Source organism: Magnetospira thiophila (assembly GCF_054657015.1).
This window is the reverse complement of record NZ_BAAHXF010000001.1, coordinates 793,293-817,142: the sequence shown is the minus strand read 5'-3', so window position 1 is coordinate 817,142 and position 23,850 is coordinate 793,293. Positions and strand designations below refer to the sequence as shown.

23 protein-coding genes and 1 pseudogene are annotated in these 23,850 nt (G+C 60.6%); 17 read left to right on the top strand and 7 right to left on the bottom strand.

Annotated elements, in window-relative coordinates:
- Positions 1–49: 49 nt before the first annotated feature.
- From mamH to ACYQ1P_RS03880, 16 genes are all read left to right on the top strand, one after another.
- Complete coding sequence (gene mamH, locus ACYQ1P_RS03955) at positions 50–1,336, top strand: magnetosome biogenesis transporter MamH (RefSeq protein WP_460019072.1); 1,287 nt, start codon at positions 50–52, stop codon at positions 1,334–1,336.
- A 125-nt stretch (positions 1,337–1,461) separates the two neighbouring features.
- A complete protein-coding gene (mamI, locus tag ACYQ1P_RS03950) occupies positions 1,462–1,668 on the top strand; it encodes a magnetosome protein MamI (protein WP_460019071.1) in 207 nt (68 codons plus the stop codon).
- An 86-nt stretch (positions 1,669–1,754) separates the two neighbouring features.
- The gene (locus tag ACYQ1P_RS03945; RefSeq protein WP_460019070.1) at positions 1,755–4,427 is read left to right on the top strand and encodes a magnetochrome domain-containing protein; all 2,673 of its coding nucleotides are present in this window, start codon (positions 1,755–1,757) and stop codon (positions 4,425–4,427) included.
- A gap of 66 nt (positions 4,428–4,493) precedes the next feature.
- On the top strand, positions 4,494–5,849 hold the full coding sequence (locus tag ACYQ1P_RS03940) for a hypothetical protein (protein ID WP_460019069.1): 1,356 nt from the start codon (positions 4,494–4,496) through the stop codon (positions 5,847–5,849).
- Between the two features lie 136 nt (positions 5,850–5,985).
- Positions 5,986–7,047: a MamK family actin-like protein gene (mamK, locus tag ACYQ1P_RS03935; RefSeq protein WP_460019068.1), complete on the top strand. Its 1,062-nt coding sequence runs from the start codon at positions 5,986–5,988 to the stop codon at positions 7,045–7,047.
- Between the two features lie 82 nt (positions 7,048–7,129).
- Positions 7,130–7,384: a lipopolysaccharide assembly protein LapA domain-containing protein gene (locus ACYQ1P_RS03930; protein WP_460019067.1), complete on the top strand. Its 255-nt coding sequence runs from the start codon at positions 7,130–7,132 to the stop codon at positions 7,382–7,384.
- 48 nt (positions 7,385–7,432) lie between these two features.
- Positions 7,433–8,377: a magnetosome biogenesis CDF transporter MamM gene (mamM, locus tag ACYQ1P_RS03925; protein WP_460019066.1), complete on the top strand. Its 945-nt coding sequence runs from the start codon at positions 7,433–7,435 to the stop codon at positions 8,375–8,377.
- 4 nt (positions 8,378–8,381) lie between these two features.
- Positions 8,382–9,695, top strand: a complete 1,314-nt coding sequence (gene mamN / locus ACYQ1P_RS03920) for a magnetosome biogenesis transporter MamN (RefSeq protein ID WP_460019065.1) — start codon at positions 8,382–8,384, stop codon at positions 9,693–9,695.
- Positions 9,696–9,846: 151 nt separating this feature from the next.
- Positions 9,847–11,823 (top strand): magnetosome protein MamO, encoded by a 1,977-nt coding sequence (gene mamO, locus ACYQ1P_RS03915; protein ID WP_460019064.1) that lies wholly within the window; start codon positions 9,847–9,849, stop codon positions 11,821–11,823.
- A gap of 19 nt (positions 11,824–11,842) precedes the next feature.
- On the top strand, positions 11,843–12,883 hold the full coding sequence (mamP, locus tag ACYQ1P_RS03910; protein WP_460019063.1) for a magnetosome magnetite formation protein MamP: 1,041 nt from the start codon (positions 11,843–11,845) through the stop codon (positions 12,881–12,883).
- 40 nt (positions 12,884–12,923) lie between these two features.
- Positions 12,924–13,565 (top strand): magnetosome protein MamA, encoded by a 642-nt coding sequence (mamA, locus tag ACYQ1P_RS03905; RefSeq protein ID WP_460019062.1) that lies wholly within the window; start codon positions 12,924–12,926, stop codon positions 13,563–13,565.
- 24 nt (positions 13,566–13,589) lie between these two features.
- Entirely contained in the window at positions 13,590–14,402 is an 813-nt protein-coding gene (mamQ, locus tag ACYQ1P_RS03900) for a magnetosome protein MamQ (RefSeq protein WP_460019061.1), read from the top strand.
- A complete protein-coding gene (locus ACYQ1P_RS03895; RefSeq protein ID WP_460019060.1) occupies positions 14,399–14,650 on the top strand; it encodes a helix-turn-helix domain-containing protein in 252 nt (83 codons plus the stop codon). Before mamQ ends, ACYQ1P_RS03895 begins: the two co-directional genes overlap by 4 nt.
- Entirely contained in the window at positions 14,647–15,528 is an 882-nt protein-coding gene (gene mamB, locus ACYQ1P_RS03890; RefSeq protein WP_460019059.1) for a magnetosome biogenesis CDF transporter MamB, read from the top strand. The genes ACYQ1P_RS03895 and mamB overlap by 4 nt, the downstream gene beginning before the upstream one ends.
- A 57-nt stretch (positions 15,529–15,585) precedes the next feature.
- Entirely contained in the window at positions 15,586–16,311 is a 726-nt protein-coding gene (locus ACYQ1P_RS03885) for a MamS/MamX family magnetosome protein (RefSeq protein ID WP_460019058.1), read from the top strand.
- A 14-nt stretch (positions 16,312–16,325) separates the two neighbouring features.
- Entirely contained in the window at positions 16,326–16,886 is a 561-nt protein-coding gene (locus tag ACYQ1P_RS03880; protein ID WP_460019057.1) for a magnetochrome domain-containing protein, read from the top strand.
- Positions 16,887–17,046: 160 nt separating this feature from the next.
- Here ACYQ1P_RS03880 and istB read toward each other — a convergent pair whose 3' ends face one another.
- Positions 17,047–17,799: an IS21-like element helper ATPase IstB gene (gene istB / locus ACYQ1P_RS03875; RefSeq protein WP_460019056.1), complete on the bottom strand. Its 753-nt coding sequence runs from the start codon at positions 17,797–17,799 to the stop codon at positions 17,047–17,049.
- Between the two features lie 14 nt (positions 17,800–17,813).
- Positions 17,814–19,328, bottom strand: a pseudogene (istA, locus tag ACYQ1P_RS03870) (IS21 family transposase).
- A 294-nt stretch (positions 19,329–19,622) separates the two neighbouring features.
- Here istA and ACYQ1P_RS03865 point away from each other — a divergent pair.
- Entirely contained in the window at positions 19,623–20,627 is a 1,005-nt protein-coding gene (locus ACYQ1P_RS03865) for a dihydroorotate dehydrogenase-like protein (RefSeq protein ID WP_460019055.1), read from the top strand.
- On the opposite strand, the gene ACYQ1P_RS03860 is transcribed toward ACYQ1P_RS03865, so the two are convergent.
- Genes ACYQ1P_RS03860 through ACYQ1P_RS03840 form a run of 5 tightly spaced genes read right to left on the bottom strand, consistent with a single transcriptional unit; the run spans position 20,615 to position 23,849 of the window.
- Positions 20,615–20,809: a hypothetical protein gene (locus tag ACYQ1P_RS03860; RefSeq protein ID WP_460019054.1), complete on the bottom strand. Its 195-nt coding sequence runs from the start codon at positions 20,807–20,809 to the stop codon at positions 20,615–20,617. The genes ACYQ1P_RS03865 and ACYQ1P_RS03860 overlap by 13 nt on opposite strands.
- A 22-nt stretch (positions 20,810–20,831) precedes the next feature.
- Positions 20,832–21,419 (bottom strand): electron transport complex protein RnfA, encoded by a 588-nt coding sequence (locus ACYQ1P_RS03855; protein WP_460019053.1) that lies wholly within the window; start codon positions 21,417–21,419, stop codon positions 20,832–20,834.
- Complete coding sequence (gene rsxE, locus ACYQ1P_RS03850; RefSeq protein ID WP_460019052.1) at positions 21,409–22,059, bottom strand: electron transport complex subunit RsxE; 651 nt, start codon at positions 22,057–22,059, stop codon at positions 21,409–21,411. Before rsxE ends, ACYQ1P_RS03855 begins: the two co-directional genes overlap by 11 nt.
- Before the next feature lie 13 nt (positions 22,060–22,072).
- On the bottom strand, positions 22,073–22,783 hold the full coding sequence (locus ACYQ1P_RS03845) for an RnfABCDGE type electron transport complex subunit G (protein WP_460019051.1): 711 nt from the start codon (positions 22,781–22,783) through the stop codon (positions 22,073–22,075).
- Positions 22,784–22,787: 4 nt separating this feature from the next.
- Positions 22,788–23,849, bottom strand: a complete 1,062-nt coding sequence (locus ACYQ1P_RS03840) for an RnfABCDGE type electron transport complex subunit D (protein WP_460019050.1) — start codon at positions 23,847–23,849, stop codon at positions 22,788–22,790.
- Position 23,850 lies beyond the last annotated feature (1 nt).

Below are 23,850 nucleotides of genomic sequence, written 5' to 3'. Positions count from 1 at the left end.
GGGACTCCGTCGATCATCTCTCGATGCAGGGCAGGCTGGTTACGATCCCATGAAAGACAAAATTGTCGAACAATGGCACTGGAATGCCGTCTATCTGTTGGCGGCGCTGTGCATGATCTTCATGACCCTGGCCGTCGCCGTGCAGCCGCTGTTCCTGCGCAACGTGCTTGGCATTCCGTTCGAATATGCCGGATCGATCAACGCCAGCGTTCAGGTGGTCACCGAGGTGCTCGATCTGTTGGTGATCGGCTATTTGGGGTTCTTGTCGGACCGCTTTGGGCGGGTGCCGATCATTGTCGGCGGGTTCCTGGTGGCCGCCATCGGCGCGCTGCTGGCCCCCTACAGCATGGTCATCGGCGAGGCCCTGGTCATCGGCGGACTGGCCGTGTATTTCCTGGCCCGCATCATCATGTCCATCGGATCGGGAGCGGTCTGGCCGCAACTGGCGACCCTGGTCGGCGATTTCACCACCTTCGAGAATCGGGCGCGGATGCTGTCCAACAGCGCCTTCATGATGGCCCTGGGTGGCACCCTGGTTTATGCGATTCTGATGCAGATTCCGCAGCATGCGGGCATCGGCGTGGTCATGCTGTTGACCGCAGCCATCGCCATTGCCGGGGCCTGGGTGGCGGGCAAGTGCCTGATCGACATCGCCCCGAAACTGAAGGAAGCCGAGGTGCCGTGGCGGCGCATTCGCAAGCTGATCGCGCGCGACCGGCGCCTGCAATTGTCCTTCGCCACCGCTTTTTTCGCCCGTAACGACATGGTCCTGGTGGGCCTGTTCGTGATGCTCTGGTTCATCTATTTCGCTGATCTGATGGGCATCAGCCAGGAAGACGCGGCGGCGCAGGCCGGCAAGTTGATTGGTTTCATCGGTCTGGTGACCTTGATTGTCATTCCGATTTGGGGCCAGATCATCCAGCGGGCCGGACGGATCACCTCCATCACCCTGGGCATGGCCATTTCCGGGGCCGGGTTCCTGAGCTTCAATTTCGTTGTTAATCCGTTCGATTGGCTGATCTATCTACCCGCTGCGCTGGTCGCCATCGGTCAGGCGGGATGCCTGGTCGCCCCGCAGGTGCTGACGGTGGATATCACGCCGCGAGAAATTCTCGGGTCGATGCTCGGCGCCTTTAATGTCATGGGGGCACTGGGTATTATCCTTTTTGTGCAAATTGGTGGATTTCTATTTGATTCCGTAGGGCCGCACGCCCCATTCGTCTTTACAGGTTTTGCCAACGTGGGTATCATGGCCTTCGCTTTGTGGGTCTCCCGTGTCAGCACGGATCGGCGCGTAGAAGAAAATACGGGTGCCGAGGAATCTGCCAGCCTTTGAAGTCCGGACGGGGATCGGGCTTCGGGGGCGTTTAGGTCGTGTGGACGTCAGCTTCCTCTTAAGGGGCGGCGGCACGCGGTTGAAGAATTTGACGGGGCCTGTCGCCCCCTGAAGGAGGACGTTTTATGCCGAGCATCATTACAGGTCTGTTGGCCTTGGCTTTGGGGCTGTGGAGCCTGACTATCTGGTGGTGGTCGGTGGTGGAATTCCTGCGCGGTTTCGTGCCCCTGGCGCTGATTGTGCTGGGCTTGGTTGCCCTGGCCGCCGGTGTCTCCGCGGTGCGGCAGGCCAAGGACGTCAATGACGAGGACCTTCTCGGCGTCGAGGAATAAGCATAAACCAAGAGACTTATGCCCCTGGACGGTCGGTGACCGGAGCCGCGGGACACAGGTGTTGAAGAGCTGGGGAATACCAAGTCATGGGCTTCGAGGATCCGATCTACGAGGACTACGATGTCGAACCGGAGGTGTGTTCGAAGGGTCTGAGGAAGTATTTTTTCGTCATTGCTACCGCCGCCATGTTGATCTTGATCGGCGTCTATTGGTACACCAACTACTACACCACCGGCAAAATGCCCGGTCTGCAAGGGATTTTCCAGGGTGGTCCGGTCGATGCCGCCATGGCGAACGGCAAGAAGACGGGGCCGCAGGCCCCGGTCAACGCAGCCTTTGCGCCGGTGGCGATGGGTGGTTTGCCGACCATGGAGCCCGATGGAACGATCATGGGCAACGGGATGCCAACCTTTACTCTTCCGTCGCCCGGTCCGACCAATCCGGCTCTCGGTGCGCCGTCCTGGTCGCCGACCCTCCCTGATCAGCGCCTGATGACCACGGCGGCAGGAGGCAAGTTCTCTCATGTGGTGGTGGGGATGCGTAATTCGGTCACCAACGTGACCATTCGCCGTCCGGGCGGCATCCTTCCCGGCAAGGCGGCGGCCGATCCCAATCCTGAACCCGCCATGCCGCGCTTCCAACTGCCGTTCAGCGGTCAGTCGCTGGAGAACGTCGGGTCCGGCGTGATCATTCGCAATGATGGCTATGTGGTCACAAACTACCACGTGGTGCGCGGCGCGGATTCGGTGTTCGTGACCGTGTTCGACAATGGTGGTACGGAGCGCTATCCGGCGGAAATCGTCAAACTCGATCAGTCGCTGGATCTGGCGTTGCTCAAGATTTCCCCCAAGGCTCCCCTGGTGGCGGCCATGCTGGGCGATTCGACGCAGGTCTCGGTGGCCGACGAAGTGGTCGCCATCGGCAGCCCGTTCGGCCTCGATCAGACGGTCAGCCGGGGCATTATTTCTGGTCAGCGTAATTCGCTGGTGATTGAAAACGTCACCCACAAGGACCTGTTGCAGACTGACGCAGCGATCAACCAGGGCAACTCCGGCGGGGCTTTGGTCAATGTGGACGGTGAAGTGATTGGCATCAACACCGCCATCTACACGCCCACCGGGGCATTCTCCGGGATCGGTTTCGCCATCCCGTCCAATCAGGTCAAAACATTCGTTCTGGAGGAAATCAATTTCCTCAATTCCGTAAATCCGGTGGCGCAGTTGTCTTTGAATGTGGCCCAGCGCGGGGGCGGACAGCCCAAATCCGGGCCGCCGATCCTCTCGAATCAACCGGCCCCGCATACGGATGGTCGGGAACAGATGAACTGCACCATCTGCCACGACATCATTCCAGCCAATCAGGCGGGCGGCGCGCCGGTGGGCAATGGCATGATGCCAGTGGCGGCACAACCGAAATCCGGGCCGCCGATCCTGGCCAACCAACCGGCCCCGCACACGGACGGCCGGGAGCAGATGAATTGCACCATTTGCCACGACATTATTCCGGCCAATCAGGCGGGCGGCGCGCCGGTGGCCTTTCCCATGATGACTGCGGCGGCGCAGCCCAAATCCGGGCCGCCGATTCGGGCCAACCAGCCGGCCCCGCATCGGGACGGCCGGGAGCAGATGAACTGCACCATCTGTCATGACATTTTGCCGATGGGCGGGGGACAGCAGGTCCGCGCCGCGCCGGTGGCCGCGCCGCAGGGCATGGCCGCGCCGACCATCACCGCCGGTATGCCCGCGCCGCACGCGGACGGCCGGGAAAAGATGGACTGCAAGATCTGTCATCAGATCGTTGCGGCGGGCGGTCTGCCGGTGGCGGCTCCCGCACCGGGGAACCAGAGCCCCTTCAGCTATGCCCAGGCCCCTAACAGTCTGGCCCGCAATGTGATTCAGGGCGGAAACGGCAATGGCCCGTGCGGCATGGCGGTGGCCCAGGGCAATGCGGCGGGCACGGCGGCGGCGCCCTGCCCGGGCGGCGGACAGGCCGGAGGGCCGCGCAACGGCTACGTGATTCTGGGCGCGGTGGTGCAGCCGGTCACTCAGGTAATTTCCCAAGCGCTCGGACATCCCGAGGGCAAGGGCGTGTTTGTGCCGGTGGTAGTCAAGGGATCGGCTGCCGACAAGGCCGGAATCAAGTCCGGCGACATCATTCTCAAGGCCGATGGGCGTCGGGTGTCCACGCCGCGCCAGTTGGCGGCCATTCTGCGCGACTTCCCGCGTGATCAGAAGGTTCGTATCAGCCTGGAACGCAATGGCAAGCGCAAGCGGGTCAATCTGATGATTGCGGCACCGGTCATGGGCAACGGCGTGGCCCAGGAGCCGATGACGGCGCAGCAACAGATGGCGCAACAAAACCAGCCGGGCACCGCGCAGCAACAGATGGCCCAGATGACTCCTCCGATGACGGCGGATCAGATGGCGGCCCGACTGGGGCAACCGCAGCAGCCCGCCCGGGTGCCGACGGAGTTCAACTGGCTGGGCATGGAAATCGAAGCCTTCATGCCGGCCAAGGGTGCCGTGGCCCCCAACGGACAGCCGATCAAGGGGGCGAGCATCGCCGAGGTGACGCCCATGTCGCGGGCCCAGAAGGGCGGCATCCTGGCCAACGATATCGTGCTCCAGGTGAACAACACCTGGGTGCCGACCGCCGAGGCCTTCAACGAAGCGATGACCAATGCGCAAGCCAATGGCAATGCCAAGCAGGTCATGCTGCGGGTCAACCGCGATGGCAGCGAATTCCTGGTCGTGGTCTAGACTGTTCCCGGGCGAAGAGTGGACGTGGCCAGTACCGGCCGACATGTGAAGTTTTATGGGGGATTCATGGCGGATCAGAACAATACCGGCGACAAGCAGGCCTGGGTGGATATCTACGACGTCTCCCCTTGGGCGAGCAAACAGCCTCCCTTGTCGCGCAGCGCCAATATCCCGAAATTGAGCCGTCGGCGCAGCGTTGCCGATTTGCCCGAGGGCACGGAAGGTCAGGAAAGCCCCTGGATCGAACAGCAGGCCGACGCGCCTGAAGCGGTCGAGGCGGAGCCCGCGCCACAGCCGACGGTGCCCGATACCCCGAATATGGATATTCCCTGGGTTTCCAGTGAACCACCCGCGACCGAAGAAGTTCCGGTTGCAGCCGTTGCCCCGCAAGAACGCGTGACCGAGGAATCGGACACCGAACAGGAAGAAGCAGACGCCGAGCAGGAAGAAGCGGTGGCGGAGGCGCTGGCCCCGGTGGAGCCGTCTGCCGAGGCCCCGGCTCCTGCGGTGCAGGCCCCCGCCCCTGCGGTGCAGGCTAAGGTCGTCGTCGAGCCGCGCCCCTATCCGATCCCGGAGCAACCGGAGACGCCGTCGGTCGACGTTGCCCCGGAAGAGATCGAGGAAGTAGAGCCGCAGGCGCAACCGGTCGAGTCGCAGGTGGACCCGGTGGCGGAAGCGCCGCAAGACGTGGTTGACGATGAAGACCGGACCGAAGACCCCGATGACAATGACGACGAGGTGACCATGGCTAAGGACATTCAGACGCAACCTGAAAGCGTTGAACCCTCCAAGCCCGAGGAAGAAACCGATATGGGGGACGAAATTGTCGCCCAGAGCGTCGCCAACCTGCGCAAGAAGTTGGCCGAGGATGTGGGCAACGACACCCTGCGCAAAATGATTTACGAGAAGGAAGGGGTGCTGCCCTCCGAGGGCAATCCCTGGCAAACAACGGAAGAAAGCGGTAATACCGCCAGTGGCAATTCAATCAATGAGGCACGAGCAATGACGACAGCAGGAGCGATTCCCGTCGAGGGGTTCATGGGTGGTGTGGTGAATTTGGCCCGCAATGGGGCCCTGACCACCTTCAATTTCACCAAGGGTGCGGTGACCGGCTTTGGAAGCAACCTGACCTACGGCGCGTCCGAATTGGTCAAGGACGGCAAGATGCTGGGTCTCGGCGTGGCTGGCCTGGGCATGACGGCCGGCACCGAGTTTGTCACCTGCCTGAAGGTGGGCGCGACGGAAATCGCCAAGGACTCCAAAGGTCTGGTGGGGAACGTGACGCATCTGTTCGCCAAGAAGAAAGCCGCTCCGGAAGCCGCGACGGCGGTCGCCCCCGAGGATGTGACAGTCGAAGAATCCACCACCGAGGACATCGTGGTCGATGCCTCGACGGAAGAAAGCGACGAAACAACGGCCTGAGTCGGCGCTGATTTGGCTTGCTAGATGCAAATGCGACACTTGTGCAATTCCCGTGTTGCGGCGTTCGGGGGTTCCCGGCATTATCCCGCCGGGCCAGTAAACGGTAAGTCAAACAGCCAGACGAAGGAGAGCCTTGATGAATACTGAGACCAGCCAGACCAGCGCAACCCCAGGCGCCCGCAAGCGGTTGCGCCTGGGAATCGACCTGGGAACCTCGCGCACGGCCATTATGTCGGACCGTGGGGCCAAAGCCATGGTCAGTTCCGTGGTCGGCTACCCGAAGGATATTGTCGGGGTGAAGCTGCTCGGTGCGCCTTATGTGGTGGGGGATCGGGCCATTGAGACCCGGTCCTATCTGGAACTGCGCTATCCGTTGGAAGACGGAGTGATCCGCGAGTTGGGCGAACGGGACATGGAGGTGGCCCGCCATCTGTTCACCCATGTGCTCAGTCTGGCGGCTCCGCAGGAAGGCGAAGAGGTCTGTGCCATCATCGGTGTGCCGGCCCGGGCCTCCCACGCCAACAAGGAACTGCTGCTCAGTCTGGCCCGCGAAGTGGTCGATACGGCGATGGTCGTTTCCGAGCCCTTCATGGTCGCCTTCGGTCAGGGCAAGCTGGTCAACTGTCTGGTCATCGACATCGGGGCGGGGACCATCGACATCTGCGCCCTGAAGGGCATGGTTCCGGCACCGGAAGATCAGATCACCATTCCCAAGGCGGGGAATTTCATCGACGAACGGCTTCAGGTGGCGATTCTCGATACCTATCCCGATGTGCAGATCAACGCCAATGTGGCGCGCGCGATCAAGGAGGCCCATTCCTTCGTCGGCAAGGCGGCGGGGCCGGTACAGGCCAATCTGCGGGTTGACGGCAAGCCGGTGACCCGCGATGTGACCGCAGCGATCAAGGCGGCTTGTGAATCCATCGTGCCCGATCTGCTGGAAGGCATCGAGACCCTGATTCGCAATTTCCCGCCGGAAGACCAGGCGACGGTGTTGAAAAACATCATCATTGCTGGCGGCGGGTGCCGCATTGGCGGGCTCGACAGCTACATCAAGAACCATCTGGCCGAATACGGTGAAGTCACAGTCACCTGCGTGCAGGACCCGGACTTCGATGGGGCGAGCGGGGCGCTGAGATTGGCCAAGGAGCTGCCGCCGGAATATTGGGGGCAACTCGGCGATATGGTCAGCGGCTGACAAGACGTCATAAACAGGTTATAGACCCTTGTAGGAGACTCCTATTGGGTGGGCTGGGCCCGGCGAAAGGTTCTGAACAAGAATGGCGACACTGCTGATATACCTGTTCCTCGTGGTGGGGATCGTGCTGTTCGCCAGCCAGAATCTGGACATGGTGCAGGTGCACCTGATCGCCGGGAATCCAGTTGAGGTGCCGTTGATCGTCGTCATTGGGCTGTCCTTTTTCATTGGGTTCGTGACGGCGATTTTCAGTGTCATCATCCGCACGTTGCGGGATCGGTCGAAGCAAAGTCGCTATACGCGGCCACCGTCGCCGCCCCAAATTCGCAGGATGTAAAGCGGGACGACGGAACGAAGACGGCAAGCAAGAGGCAGGGCGAAGACAATGCGTTACGAAAAATGTGTGACCTGTTCCAAGACCGTGGGTTGGGTCGGTCTCATCACCAACAGTCTGCTGATGGTGATGAAGTTGTTCATCGGCCTGATTTCCGGTTCTCAGGCGATGGTCGCCGACGCCATGTATTCGGCCAAGGACCTGATCAGTTCGGTGCTGGTCATCATCGGCATGACCGTCTCCACCAAGCCGCTTGACGAGGAACATCCCTACGGTCACGGCAAGGTCGAGTTCATCCTGTCGTTCGCCATTTCCGTCGTCTTCATGATCGTCACCGGCTATCTGCTGGTCCATGCCATCAGCACCCTGCTGATCACCGACAACCACCGGGCCCCGCACATGATCGCCCTGTGGGCGGCGCTGCTCTCGGTGGCGGTCAACGTGTTCATGTATTACTACTCCCGTTGCGTCTCCATTGAATCCAACAGCCCCATGGTGCGGACGCTGGCCAAGCATCACCACGCCGACGCCACGGCCTCGGCTGGTGTGGCGGCGGGCATCGTCGGCGCCCATTACCTGAACATGCCGTGGATTGATCCGATGATCGCGGTCATCGAGACCATCCACCTGCTCTATCTGGGCGGCGATGTGTTCTGGGATTCCTTCAAGGGTCTGATGGATCGCAGCCTGTCGCCGAAAGCCCGCGAAGGGCTGGAGAAGCTGATCGCCACGACCGACGGCGTGCAGGACGTGCGCTACCTGCGGTCGCGCCGGGTGGGCCAGGAAATCTGGGCCGAGATCGTCATCGGCGTTGATCCGGAAATCACCATCGACGAAGCCTATGACATCTGCGATGCGGTGAAACGGCGGATTCTGCACCGGGTTTCCCATGTGGGCCATCTGACGGTCAATGCGGAAACCGGCGAGGTTAGCGAGGAGCTGCGCCTGGCCTGGGAGAAAGACCATCCGGGCATGGTGACCGCCCAGGAGGGTTAAGCGGGTGGCCACCTTCGTCGCCCTGGTTATCTTCCTCAGCGTCTTCGTGGTCATTTTCCGTGGCGTGATGGATCGCCATTCGGCGGTGCTCTATGGCGCGGCGGCGATGATCGTGATTGGTGAATTGTCCGGCTTCTATGGCTTTTCGCAGGCCATCGACTCCATCTATTTTGAAACCCTGGCCCTGATCTTCGGCATGAGCGCCATTTCGTCGCTGCTCGCCCGATCCGGGGTGTTCGCCCATTTGGCCGACCGGGCGGCGCGACATTCCGGGGGCAACGCCCTGTGGGTGCTGCTGGTGTTCAGTTTGCTCACCTATGTTCTGTCGCTGGCCATCAACAATCTGGCGACCATGGTGGTGCTGCTGCCGGTGACCCTGGCCACCTGCCGCCGCATGAAGATCAATCCGATTCCGGTGCTGATCGCCGAGATCGTCTCGTCCAACCTGGGCGGGGCCTCGACCATGGTCGGCGATTTCCCCAACATGATCATCGCCTCGGTGGCGCGGCTGAGTTTCCAGGATTTTATCGGCGGCATGATGGTGCCCTGTCTGGTTTTACTCACTGCGGCGCTGATGTTTTTCAATTCACGACGTCATGAATTGCGCGTGCCGACGCCCGCTTCCGCCCTAGAGGACAAGCCGGAGATCGACGATTGGCAGTTGCCGAAACTGGATGAGTTCCGCCTGCGGCTGGGACTGATCACCCTGGGCGCGGCGATCATCGGATTTCTGCTCGCCGACGCGCTGCAAATCCGGCCCGGCTGGATTGCCCTGGCGGCAGGTGCGGTAGCGGTGGCCGGGGCGCGCTTCGGCAATGGCGAGATCTTCGAGGCCTGCGGCGGCAGTGACGTGCAGTTCTTCGCCGGGCTGTTCATCCTGGTCGGCGGGCTTGTTGCTACCGGAGTCCCCGACATATTTGCCCAAGCCATCGTGGCGGTGGCCGGAGACAACGAAGGTCTGCGCCTGTTGGCGATGATGTGGATCGCCGCCGGGGCGACGGTCTTCCTGAACGCCGGACCGTCGACGGCGCTGTTCGTCTCGCTGGTTCCGGGGCTGGTCATGGATGTGCAGGACCCCAATGTCTGGTGGGCGCTGTCGCTCGGGGTGCAGGCCGGATCGTCGGCGGCGCTGACCGGGGCCACGGCGGGGGCGCTCGCGGCGACCCAGTTGAGCGCCTATCTGCGCAGCCATCCGGAAATGCGGGCCACCATGCCCGAGGGGGCAACCCTGGATTTCCGCGAATTTCTCCGCTGGGGATTGCCGTTGATGGGGATCTTCCTGGCGTTGTCGTCCCTTTACGTACTGCTGATCATATGATACCAACAACAGCATCGGAGTGGCAGGCCGGGAAGGGCGAATCCCTTGGGAAATGTGGGTTTTTAAGCCCCATGAAGGGAAAGGCCGGACCGGCTTGTGTCTGCGTGAAAATCCGGTCAGCGGGACCGAATAAAACCGACGGGTTTGCGGAATGATCGAAACCGACGAATTAAGCGGCCACATGGCCCGCAATACGATTCTCTTTTGTACGCGAGAGTGGCGAATTCCCACCCTGGTCCTGGCGACTTTGGTGCTTTTGACTTTTGGTTGGGGTTTTTATTTGCTGTCTAGTTACTCGGAGGATGATTTCTACGAGAGCTATGCTGAAACCTCGGTGACCAACTTCCTGTTCCGGGATGTGGCGAGCCCCGACCTGCAACGGCTGTATCAGACGGTGCCGCCGGCGGTGGTTGGGGTCGGCAGCGGCACCATCAACCAGTCGGTGACCGCTTCGGGCGTGCTGGTTGGGCCGGGGGGCTACGTGGTGACGGCATTGCATGCAGTGGCCAATCAGGAAAGCATCCGGGTCTATGTGCGGACGCCGACCGGTCCGAAGCAGTACGAGGCGCAGGTGGTGAAGTCCGAACCGACGCACGATATCGCCCTGCTCAAGCTGCTGACCAACGACCGTTTCATGTTTTTCGAACTGGCCGATACCCAGCAGCCGTTACCGATTGATGTCTATGCCTTCGGTCACGGCAGTTCGGGCAACGCCATCGTCAAGGCCGGGACGATCATTGCGCAGCAGGAAGCGGTGACCGTGGGCAACGCCGGAATCTCCCATCTGATCCGCACCGATGCGGTTTATTCCTGGGAACAGACCGGGGGGCCGCTGGTTGACAGGTCGGGCAAACTGGTCGGCATCAACGTGGCCTTGCAGGACGGGACCGGCAATTTGATCGGTTATGCGGTGCCGGCGCATGTGATCGCGGCGCACTTCCAGGACGTGGTGCCGTTCAAGATCAATGGCAAGGTGGCGGAAATCCCCGTCACCCTGCCCACCGACAAGCAAATGGCGCATAATGTCGCCGTGCCGCCGATCAGCGGTCTGGGCTCCGGCGGGGCTTCCGCCTGGTGGGCCAAGGCGCGCATGCTGGTCGGCACCCAGAACGGCGCGCCGCAGGCTCTCAACGTGGCCATGGGCCAACCGACCGCACAGATGGGGCAGGGCGCGCCACCGCATCCAGATGGACCGCTGGTCCATTTGGCCGATACATTCATTGATACTGATCACCTCCTCTCCGGCAGAATTGCCGGACTTCCTTTGGCGGATATCGCCGGTTTATCCCTTTTAGCTGTTATTTCTGGAATCCTGGGCGGCATGATGACCATGGGCGGCGGCGTTTTGCAGGTCGCGGGCATGATGGTGTTTTTTGGCTACGGCATGTATTTGATTCGTCCGGTGGCCTATTTGACCAATATTTTCGTGTATGGGGCGGCGGCTTACCGCAATTCGAAAACCGACCTGATCATGTGGTCCAAGGTGCGCAAGCTGACCCCCTGGGCGGTCATTGGCGTGGCTCTGGGCTACTTCCTCGGCAATTACGCCGGGGACACCCTGGTCAAGGCGCTGCTCGGCGGGTTTGCCCTGTTGATGACCTTCAAGGCGTTGCAGGAGATCTTTTTCGACGATGGCGATCAAATCGTGCTGCGCCGTCGCCGTCGAAAGGGGGCCAACCACCTGGACGACGAAGACATGGACATGATGTTCGGCGAGCAGGCCGAGGACGAAAAAAACGAGCGCAAGCTGTCGTTGGGATTGGCCATGGCGCTGGGACTGCCCATGGGCCTGATCAGCGGTATTCTGGGCATCAGCGGCGGTGTTGTCGAAGTGCCGCTGCAACGCTATCTGGGCCGGGTGACTCTGCAAAATGCCATCGCCAATTCGTCGGTGCTGGTTTTCTGGGCCTCGGTCAGTGGCGCGACGGTCGCCTTCGCCCATGGCATCAACAGTGGCCTAATCGACTGGAACGCCCCGATTACCCTGGCTCTGGTGATGATTCCCGGGGCCTTCATCGGCGGCTGGATTGGGGCCCGCCTGATGCGCAAGCTGCCGGTGGTCGTGCTCAAGGGGGGCTACGCCCTGGTCATGCTGGCGATTGCCACCAAACTTCTGTTCCTTAACTGAGCGCCGGACGGGAAACACCATGCAGGTCAAACGCAGTCTGATCCTCGGCGGGGCTTCCATGGCTCTGTTCGCCGTGCTGGTGCTGGTGGGATTCGCCACCCATGACCTGTGGAAGGACGGAATCGGCAATACCCGGGCCAAACGTCCGCCGCTGGCCCAGGAGGCCCTGGCCCCCTCCATTTCGGCGCTGCCCGGCGAGACCGGCGGCATGCCGCGTTTTCAGATCGACCCCGATCCGCAGCCGCAGGCGCAATCGCAAACGGCGGCCTTTCCGTTGGACCCGCAGCCCTTCGCCAATGTGCAGCCGTCGCCGATCGTGCCGCAGCTCGCCGTGCCCGAACAGCCCCCGCAGGCCGCCGCCGAGCCCGCACAGGGCGGGCCGCAGCCCTGGCAACGCCGGACCACGGCGGGCGGCGCGGCCCTGCAAGGGGACGTGCGACCGACCCAGATGGTCGATGCGGGGCAGCCCACGGTGCCCAATTACCTGCCGCAGAACGTCCTGCCCTACGAGGTGCACTGGCAGGGGCTCGATGCCCGGCAGTTCACCACGGAACTGGCCCGCAAGCTGCAATTTCCCATGTGGATGGAAGGGCTGCTGGTTGGCGAGGTGACCATGAATGCCGCCGCCTCGGGCATGCTGGGCGGTGACGTGATCGTGCAGTTGGAAGACACCCCGATCACCAATCTGGTCGAGCTTCATGACCAGAGCCGTATTCTGGAAAAGAAGAAAAGCGTCAAGATCTCGGTCTTTCGCAAGCGCAAGAAAATGGTCGGCAACGAATATGCCATGCGCCGCTTGACCTTTGTCATGCACGGCAATCCGACGGTCGGACTGGCCCAGCTCGAAGGGGCGCCGATGATCATGCCCGGCGACCCGCGCCCGCACAGCTATCGCGGTCCCTGCACGGACTGTCACAATATCGGTTCGGGATTCGAGTTGACCCCCGACCCCGATCTGATAACATTGCCGCCGCCGCCGATATTGCAGGATGTGGCGCTGCGCAAGGCGCAGCCGCACGAGGACCGCGGTCCCTGTGAGGCCTGCCACGTCATTCAATAGGTATCGTTTTATCTGATCACGAACGCCGGAAGAGGAACACATGGGCCAGCATCTTGACCTCATGGATACGTTGGGTTTGTACGCACAGCAGACGATGATTGTTTTGCAGCGCATTAGCGGGAACATGGTGGGCGGCTTCCAGTCCGTGTTCAGCATCTCCGACGATGCCAAGGCGAATTTCTACCGCGACAAGGGCATCGCGGCGGCCAAGAAGGGGCAGTACGACCGCGCGGTGGTGCTGCTGGATGCGGTCCATGAGCAACATCCGGACGATTTCGAGGCGATGCTGTTTCTCGGCGTGGCCTGCCTGAAAACCGGGCAAATGGAACGCGGCATCAAGCTGTTGGAGCAGGCCCACGCCTCCGGGCAGGATCGTGCCAAGACGGCGGCGACCCTGGGCGTCGCCTATGCCCGGGTGGAGAACTTCGCCAAGGCCATTCCGCTGCTGCGTGAGGCGCTTGAAAATGCGCCGAAAAACTTTAACATCATCTATCGTTTGGGGTTGGCGTTGGATAATCAGGGCCAGCACGATGCGGCCATTGAGCAGTTCAACGCGGCCCTGGAGCTGAACGGGACGGACCCGAAGGTGCATCGCGCGATTGCCTTTGCTTACGAGCAGAAGGGCGACCACGAAACCGCCGTGGCGCACTTCAAGAAGGCCAGCGATCTGGAAGAAGAGTAGGCAATATGAGGCGTCAGGCAGGTCATGGCTAAGTATTCCTTCAAGCCGGAAGGCGTCGGCAACGGCCCGGGGCATCAAGCCCGGGTCTCCGAAAACATTCTGGCCCAGCTCTATCACAAGGAATTGGATCCGCCGTTTCGGGCACCGCCGGTGCGCGGAGTTCGGTTCGCCGCCATTTTTTCGGTGATTTCGCTGATCCTGTTCTCCGCGACGTTGTTCTATAAGTTCAACAACTTCATCTTGTTGCGCGAAGAGGTCTACACCAAGGCCGGCAACCTGCAAGGGGCCTTGCAACGTCGGCAGAACCTGTTCGGCAATCTGGTCAAGTTGACCCTGAACCACGCGGCGCTCGAACATTCCATCTTCTTTCATACCTCCGACACGCGGACTAATCTGATCAAGAAAAGCACCCTGCCCGATGCGCTGGCCGAAAAGATTCTGCAAGGGGCCCCCTCGGCTCCCGATGGCGGACTGGGCGGCGATTGGGACAAGGTTTTGCAAACGCTCAATGGCGGCAACGATATTCAGTCTTCGCTTGGCAGGCTATTGGCGGTAGTGGAGCAATATCCAGACGTCAAATCGTCGGAAACCTATCGTCAGGCCATGACCTCGCTGGTCGAGCTGGAAGACCGAATCGCCGAGCGACGGAATGAACTCCATCTCGCGCTGCGCGATTACAATATCAACGTGTCCAAGTTTCCCTGGTATCTGCTCGCCAAGATGACCGACTTTAAGCGAATCGAGTACTTCAGTTCCACGGAAAGTGCCGTGGCGCCAGTGATCACGCCGACAATATTTCAAAATCTGATGCCCGAAAACGAGGATGAGAAGAAATGATTTGGAGTTCCCTGACCAGGGGAGGCATACTCCTGTCGGTGGTCTCCGAGGCTGCGCGCCTGTGGGATATGGCGAGCCGCGACATCAAACCGGCGCGGATTTATTCGAGCCAGGAAACCGCGAAACTGTTGGGTACCGACCGAAAGACCGTATTGCGCCTGATTCACGATAAGAAGATCATGGCGAAACTACTCGAAGGCAACTACCAGATCCTTGGCCAAAACATCATAGAATATTTGAACAAATGACCACAGCAAGCTGTAGAAAATGCCGCGATGAAGTCATCTGGTGGGCATTCTTCATCAATATCGGGCAGACCACCTACAAGGGCGTGCTCGGGGCTCTGAGCGGCAGCGCCGCGCTGATCGCCGACGCCATGCATTCCGGTGCCGATGTGGTGGCGACCATGGTCACCATGTTCAGCGTCAAGGTGTCCGACAAGCCGGCCGATGATCATTATCCCTTCGGCTATGGCAATATTCAGTTCATCGCCTCGTCCATCGTTGGCCTGATCCTGTTCTTCGGGGCCATGTACCTGATGTACGATTCGACCATGCAGATCATCGCCGGAAACACCGAATCCCCCAGTGCGTTTGCCGTGCTCGGGGCGATTGTCTCCATCGCCACCAATGAATTGATGTTCCGCTATCAGAATTGCGTCGGTCGACAGAACAACAGTCCGGCCATCATCGCCAATGCCTGGGACAACCGGTCCGATGCCTTGTCGTCGGTCGCGGTGTTGATCGGCATTGTCGCGGCAGTGGCGGGGTTCCCCATTGCCGACCGTCTGGCCGCCATCGGCGTCGGGATCCTGGTGGCCAAGATCGGTATCGAATTGAACGTCGATGCCATCGGCGGCCTGATGGACTCCTCGGTGGAAAACGATGTGCTGGTTGACGCCTACCACATCGCCAAGGAATCCCAGCATGTGCATGGGGTTCATTACATCCGGGGCCGGAACGTGGGCGAGGATGTGCATCTGGACATCAATATCTACGTGGATGCGGACCTGAAGGTTTTCGAAAGCGATCTCATCGCCGACGGCATTCGGCGCAAGATCGAAGCGGAAGTGGACCATGTGCGCGACGTGCATGTGGGCGTGACGCCGGTCCGGGTCGCCGCCTGATCCCCGTGCCGGAGACCGGCACGGCCGTTCGGGGGAAATAGAGAGGACAAGGCGGGCATGAAAATCGAAAACTGGATCTTTTTGGCGGGACTGCTGATCATTCTCGGCATTGCTACGGCGGCGATGCTGCCCGAGCATCTGTGGGAAGACGACATGCATCAGTTTGAAATGTCGGCCGGCAAGGCGCTGTCTATTGGTCCAGGGGGATTGCCGGGAATTCAGGGCAATGTGATCGATTCCAATCATAAGCCCGGCCCGAACCCGCAGCCGGTACCGCCCGCCGTCGGTCCCCTGGGGCCGCCGACCGGGCAGACCGCCCTTTGGGGGCCGGAATCGGGCTCCATTACCATGCCCGGGAGCGTCGCCGCGCAAAATGTCGCCAATTTGCCCTTTGTTTCGACTCCTCAGGCCACCGCGCAGTCACAATTAGGCCAAAACGGACTCGTTCCGTTCAAGGCGGCCAATACAGTCCGCTATCAGGGACGGGTGGAACGCATCATGCACCGGGGAGCCGCAGGGACTCCCGGCAACGGCTGGGGCCAGATGCACATCTGGGTCGCCGATGGGGTCAATCCGGTTCAGGAAGTCTCGGTCGCTCCGGACTGGTGGGCCATTCATCTGGGATGCAATGTTCAGCAGGGGGATTTCGTCAAGGGAATCGCCTTTCAGTTCGATCAGCGGCAGGAGACCTTCATCTATGCCAAGACCCTGGTGCTGAACGGCAGGCTGTGCCAAATGCGTAATGACGAAGGTTTCGCCATCTGGTCCAACCAGCTCAGGTGAGGGCAGACGGGGTGATGGACCGATTGCGCAAATTCCGGGCCCTGGTGGGCGCGAAGTTCAGCGGCAAGATTGCCGTGATGGTCATGATTGGCCTCATCGCGGGTGGCATCATTTGGGAATATTCGCATCTCAGCGTCCATGGCCTGGCCTCCCCCGAAACGACCCGGGTGCTGCGTTCCCACTTCATGGGCCGCCTCGATGGTCCAACGACCCCGACGATCATCGGGACCTTCAAGAAAATGGTCGCTCCGGAACCCGGGTATCAATTGATGTCCATCAAGCGCATTCCCCGCATCAAGCCGACACAGCCCATGCCGCATCCCTATGTGGGCGCTTGCACCGACTGTCATCTTTACGAGGGCGGGCCGGGGCCGGGCACCCAATACAAGACGCCGGTAGGGGCGCTGCTCGAAGAAATGTCCAAGGTGCGCAAGCTGGGCCCGCCGCTGCGTCCGGATTCCCAGATGCCCCATCCCCCGGCTGGTCGCTGTATCAAATGCCACGACATCGTTGTCGAGGTGCCGGTCAACAACGCCGACAGCGCCTTCGCCTGGCAACTGCCCGGATTCCAGTAAGCGGCCAAAGCCTGGGCCATACATGCGCATTCCGATGAAACCGGCCACTGATTCCGACGGAAAGCGGCCACCCATTCCGATCCAAAACGGCCACTTTATCCTGGGCTCGTTTTTGGCGGCGTGATCGACGCCGTTGGGTAATTTGTTGATGTCATTTTCCTTAGGTCTGGTCAATGGTTTTGGCGGCCATGGTCTTTCGCATTGAGGGTCCGTCGAGATCGAGCCTGTGGGCGTTGTGGACGATACGATCGAGGATGGCGTCGGCGAAGGTGGGCTCGCCGATGACGTCGTGCCACTTATCGACGGGCAGTTGGCTGGTGATCAGGATCGAGGCGTTTTGGTAACGCTCTTCGACGATTTCCATAAGATCGCGGCGCTGATCAGCGTTGAGTTTTTCCGGGCCCCAATCGTCGAGGATCAGCACGTTTGGTTTTGTCAGGGCGCGAAACAAACGCGGGTAACGGCCATCGGCGCGACCCATTTCCAATTCGGAGAACATTCGGGGCAGGCGTTTGTAGAGGACGGAATAATCATCTCTGCAAGCTTTTTGACCCAAGGCGCAAGCGAGCCATGATTTGCCGATACCGCATGGACCCGTAATGATCAGGTTCTGTTTTTGGGCGATCCATTTCCCCTGGGCCAGTTGCTGGAACAGGGATTTATCGAGACGCCTGGGGCTGCGGTAATCGACGTTCTCGACTGAGGCCCCGGCGTGGCGCAGGCGGGCGTTTCTTAAACGGTAGGTCAATCGGCGGTCGTCACGGACGGCTTCTTCACGATCAAGAAGCAGAGCCAGCCATTGATCATGAGCCAGATCTTCGGCTTGGGGGTTGTCTCTGAGGTCGGCGAAGGCCTGAGCCATACCGGTCAGCTTGAGGAGCTTCAGTTGGTCGTGAGTGGGGTGTTGCAACATGGTTGTTTTCCTCCTTAATGAAAATATCCGGAACCCCGGATGTTGGGATGATCGATGGCGGGACCGTTCTCAGCCTGTTTCGTTTTGCAATCCTCAAGCCTGTTCTTGAGGATGGAATTGACGGAAGAATAGGAATGGGCGCCGATCTCAAGCGCTCTTTCGCAAGCCGCCTCCAGGCGTTCCGGCCCATGAACCTTGGCCAGGCGGAGGATGCCGATAGCGGAACGAAAGCCCTGTTCCGGGTGTGGCTTGCGGCGCAGAATAATGTCAACGAGGGCTTCCGTGTTGGCCCCTTGGGCGGTAGCCATGCGGCGGATTTTCTCCGGCGTCCAACTGGCGTATCGTCGGTGTGATGACGGCATGTGTTCCGGGACCGTGGTATGACGCCGATTGCCGGGGCCGCGCATATGGACGGCGACACGCTTGCCTTTATGGAATATCTCGACACTGCGTTCCGTGATGCGAGCCCACAGGGTTTGTTTGACCAACGCATGCGGGACCGAGTAAAAATGCTTGCCCACTTCCACATGGTAATCGATGCCGGCGCGTCGCTGTTTCCATTCGGCGTATTCGAAGGGCTCGGCGGGCAAGGCTTTGAGGGCCGGGCGGTCCAGTTCTTCGAACAGTTGCCGCCGGGACGCATCCAGATGCTTGCTGACCCGCCTATTCAGAACCTCAAGCTGTTCACGGATTGCCTGATTGAGTTCGGCCAGGGAGAAGAAACGGCGATTGCGCAGGCGGGCCAGAACCCAGCGCTCGACCACCTGAACGCCGACTTCCACCTTCGCCTTATCCCTTGGTTTTTAGGGCCTGGCGGGAATGACCGCCGTACCGTAATGGTTCGCCAGATCGGCGTAGGTCCGATTAACCTCGGGATCATAAATGCAGGATTTGATGACACCGGACTTGAGGTTGTCGGGAACGATCTGCTTGGGAACGCCGCCGAAAAAACTGAAGGCGCGGCTGTGCGAACCGATCCAATCAGGCAGCGCCTGGCTCCAAGTGGCCTCGGCGTAGGTGTAACTGGAGGCTCCCAGGGTGGCGACGAAGATCTGGGCCTCGTGGACCTCGCCGGTCAAGCCGTCAATCACTTCCACGGTTTGACCGGCGTAATCGACAAACAGCTTCTCACCGGCCACATGGTTCTGGCGCATGGTCGGGTTCAGCTTACCCCGCCAGTCCCGGTAAAGATCACAGAACCGGCTGTAACCGTAACCCTCTGGATGCCGCGCCCGGTATTCCTCCCACAAAAGGGCCAGGGTCACGCCGGGCTTCTTTTTCTCCCGGTGCAGCGACGGCCAATCGGGCGGAAGTGGGCGTTCCCTCGTTCGAACCCGCAAGGGCGGAAACAATAGCTGCTCCAGCCCTTCCTCCGAAAGGTCCCCGGGTAAGGGCCAATTCAACCCCGCTTGTTTGGCCCGGGCGATATAATCCCCGACCGTTGTACGGCCAATATTCAAACTGACGGCGATCCGCCGCCTCGACAGGCCCTCGGCATGCAGCCTCAAAACGTCGCGAATCTTGCGCATGGGCAACCTCTCCCTGGGCATCTCCGCTCCTTCCCAAAAGGTGCGAAGGTAACCCTCAAAAGATCACCCAACGAGGTCGATCACAGGCCAGACAAAAGTGGCCGCTTTGCGTCGGAATCGGTGGCCGGATTAAATCGGAATCAGTGGCCGCTTTGGATCGGAATCAGTGGCCGCTTTGCGTCGGAATGCGCACCATACAGATTGCCCGTGTGAAAACGTCCTCTTCCGTATATCCTATGGGGCCAATGTGACGGGTTCCAAGTCCGTGCGATCCACGACCAAAGGGGGGAGGAGATGGCTGACCTGACGACGACCTACATGGGATTACAGTTGGACAATCCGCTGGTTGTTTCAAGCTCCGGCATCACCGGGCAAGTGTCTGGAATCGAGCGCTGTGCCGATGCGGGAGCCGGGGCGGTGGTGCTCAAGTCCATGTTCGAGGAGCTTATCCTCGCGGCGTCGAAGGACCTGGACAAGTCGTTGATTTTCTCCGGGGCGGGACGTCCGGAGGTCTACGATTACGTCGATATCGGCAAGAGTCTGGGACCCATGGCCTACCTGGAATTCATCGAAAAGGTGCGCAGGCAAGTTTCCCTGCCGGTGATCGCCAGCATCAACTGCGTTTCGCCGAAACAATGGGTTTCTTACGCGCGCAGCATCGAGTCCGCCGGGGCGGATGCCCTGGAACTCAACATTTCCTATTTTCCCTTGGACGAGGAAGAGGATTCCCGCGACATCGAGGCGCGATATGTGCAAATCGTGCGTGAGGTCATCGGCAAGGTGTCGATTCCGGTGGCGGTCAAGATCGGCTCCCACTTCACCTCTCCGTTGCGCGTGATGCGGGACGTGGTTGCGGCGGGGGCCAAGGCGCTGGTGCTGTTCAATCGCTACCACACGGTGGATGTGGACCTGGGCAGCAAGCGTCTGGTCTCCGCCGTCAAGTTCAGTTCCCCGTCGGAACAGAACCTGCCGTTACGCTGGGTGGGATTGGCCGCCGAGCGGCTGGATTGCCATATCGCCGCCTCCACCGGGATTTCCGATACCGAAAGCGTCCTCAAGATGCTGATGGTCGGGGCCACGGTCACCCAGGTCTGTTCGACCCTCTACAGGAACGGCCCGAAGTATCTGTCGGAGCTCAGGAGCGGGCTTTCCGCGTGGCTGGATGAGGAGGGCCATGCCAGCGTCGACGAGATCAGGGGGTTGGCCCTGCGGAATGCCGAGGACGGCGAGAAAGGCCTGCTGACCCGCCTGCAATATATCAAGAACCTCGAAGAGGCGACCAGTTCCTACGAGTTCTGATCCGCCTTGGCGCAGTGGCTGGCCGACGAACAGGAACAAGGGCCGCCGCAGCCGCCCCCTTCCTCCTTGGGCGGGCCGAACTCCGGGTGCTTCAGGGCGTAGTTGCGGGACACCTGCTGGACGAAAATCCATCCCGACAGCAAACCCCCAATACCCAAAATGGCGATCAGATAATCGGTCACCCGTGGCTCCTTTCGTTGCGCCTCAGTGACTGCCGCCCAGTCCGGCAAAGCCCATGAAGGTCAGCGACAAGATCCCGCCCAGCATCAGGCTCAGGGCGGCTCCCTGCACGATATTCGGCACCTCGGACAGTTCGAACTGCTCGCGCAACCCGGCCATCAGGGAAATGGCCAGGGTGAACCCGGCCCCCGCGCCCAGGGCATAGACTAGCGATTGAAGGAAGTCATATTCCTTGAAGGTCTGAAACAGCGCCAGACCGAGGATGGCGCAGTTGGTGGTGATGAGCGGCAGAAAGATTCCCAGAGCCCTAAACAGGGTGGGGGAATACTTCTTCAGGATCATCTCGACCAACTGAACCACCGAGGCGATGACGGTGATATAAGCAATCAGGCGCAGAAATTCGATGCCGAGATTGGTCAGCAGGAGATTGATTCCGTAGGCGCAAACCGAACTGACCAGCATCACGAAGCAGGTAGCCAAGCCCATCGGCACCGCCGTATTCAGCTTGGCCGATACCCCCAGGAAAGGACACAGTCCCAGAAACAGCGCCAGCACGAAGTTGTTGATCAACGCCGCATTGAGAAAAATGAACGACAGGCTTTCAGCTTGCATGGGACACTCCCATCTCTGTGTTCCGCTTGGCCAGACGCTGATTGATCGCGTTGAACAGCACCAGCCACAGACCGAGAACGATGAAGCCGCCCGCCGGGAGGATCATGACCACCCAGGGCTCGAAGCGCGGTCCGAACAGGTCAATGCCGAACAGCGACCCGGCCCCGAGCACCTCGCGGACCACCCCCAGACACAACAGGGCGATGGTGAAGCCCAGCCCCATGCCCAGGGCATTGACCACGGTCTTGGGAATTTTATGTTTCGAGGCAAAGGCTTCGGCGCGACCGAGGATGATGCAGTTGACCACGATCAACTGGATGAATGCCCCCAGTGCGTTATACAGATCCAGCGAGATGGCCTGAATCAGATAGTCGACGATGGTGACGAAGGTGGCGATAATGATGATGTAGGTGGCAATCCGCACCTGCCGGGGAATCACGTTGCGCAACAGCGACACCAGCATGCCTGAGGCGACCAGCACGAAGGTCGTCGCCAACCCCATGGCCAGGGCGTTAATCGCCGAATTGCTGACCGCCAGAACCGGACACATGCCCAGGAGCATGACGAAAACCGGATTTTCACGCCACAGCCCCTCGGTGAAAACGCTCAGGGTAATCGTCTCGTCTTGTTTCCGTTTCATGGGACTGTCTTTCTCAGGGGAGGGACCCGGCTCCGGTGGGGGGCGGGGGACCCTGGCGTAAAACATCCAGATGGCGGACCAATTGCGGCAACAGCGCCTGGGCCGATCCGTTGAGCGCCTTGCCGACGGCGCGAGAAGAGATGGTGGCTCCGGAAATGGCGTCGATCTGCCAATCGTGCCATTTGGACCCGCTCTTGACCGTGACGATGGCGTTTTCCAGGGCGGTCCGTTCGTCGTTGAGGGTGGCGTCGAGACTCTCGAAATTCTTCTGGAATTTGAGGTCGGTCTTGATCTTGTCGCCGAGGCCGGGGGTCTCGGCCATTTTGAGAATGCGAATGCCGCGGATACATTCGCATTCGGGGTCGTAGCCGTACAGGAGGGTGATGATATCGGCATAGCCCTGGGCCGCGGCCTTGGCGGCAATGCCGAGCAACTGCCCATCCGCATCGTATCCGGCATAGATCAGGGTGCCGTCCCTGCCGTCCTCGAAGGGAAAGACGCCCTTGTCCGAAACCACGAACTTGCGCTGTTCGACGGCGCCGGGGACAACCTGGAAAATGGATTGCTCGATGGCGACGCGCTGGTTTTCCGCGATATAGGGGCGGGTCAATTGGAAGACCAGCACGATCAAAAAACCGGATAGAGTGGCCACACCCCCCAGCGCCACGATCAACGGAAACGGCGAGGTGTTGGGGCGGGGACTGTCGGGGCTCGGCTGGGTCATGGGATCAGCCCTCCCCTGCTTCAGGTTTGTCGCGAGTCTTGCCCAACGGTCGCGGCTGGGTGAAATGTTCGATCAACGGCGTCGCCGCGTTGCCGAGCAGGATGGCGTACATCACCCCCTCCGCCATGCCGCCGAACAATCGGATGACCACTGTCATGACGCCGATCAGCACGCCGAAAATCACCGTGCCCAGGGGGGTGACGGGCGAGCCCACCATGTCGGTCGCCATGAACCAAGCCCCGAGCATCAACCCGCCCGAAAACAGCACGAACATGGGGTCCGGATATTTGCCGGGATCAATCAGGTACATGATCCCTGCGACCGCTGCCGCGCTGACCAGGATCGACAGGGGAATGCGCAGGTCCAGCATCCCGCGGAACGCCAGATAGAGCCCGCACACCAGGATGAGCGCCGCCGGTGCGCCGGTGGAGAATCCGGCCTGTAGACCCATAAACAGCTCAAATGTCGGGACCTGTTGGCCGTCGAATTTTTGCAGCGCCAGGGGGGTGGCCCCGGAATAGGCATCCGAAACGCTCTGTCCCCAGGCGATAATGTTGGGTGGCGACAGCATCGGCGGGGTCAGGGTCGAGGGAATGAAGGACGAAAACCGACCCTCGAAAAAGGCCGGCGGCCAGGTGTTGACGGCGACCGGGAAGGCGGCCTGCACGAACGCCCGCCCGACCAGGGCCGGGTTGAACATGTTCAGCCCCAATCCGCCAAAAATGGCCTTGCCCAAGCCGATGGCCACGAATCCGGCAACGGCTCCCATCCACATGGGAAAACTGGGGGGAAGGGTCAGGGTCAACAAAATGCCGGTGATGATGGCGCTCGAATCGTTCAGCGTGCTGGGCTGTCCCTTGAGCCGGGAAAACAGCCACTCGGTGAACAGGCACGAGGCGGTGATGGCCAGCAGCAATGCGATGGCGCTCAGACCGAACTGCCAAATCATATAGACCGCCAGCAGGGACAGGGCGTAGACCACATTGCGCATGATCTGGACGACGTCCTGACCGCTGTGAATATGCGGGGAGGTGCCTTGTTCCAACCGTATTTTATGTTTTTTCATC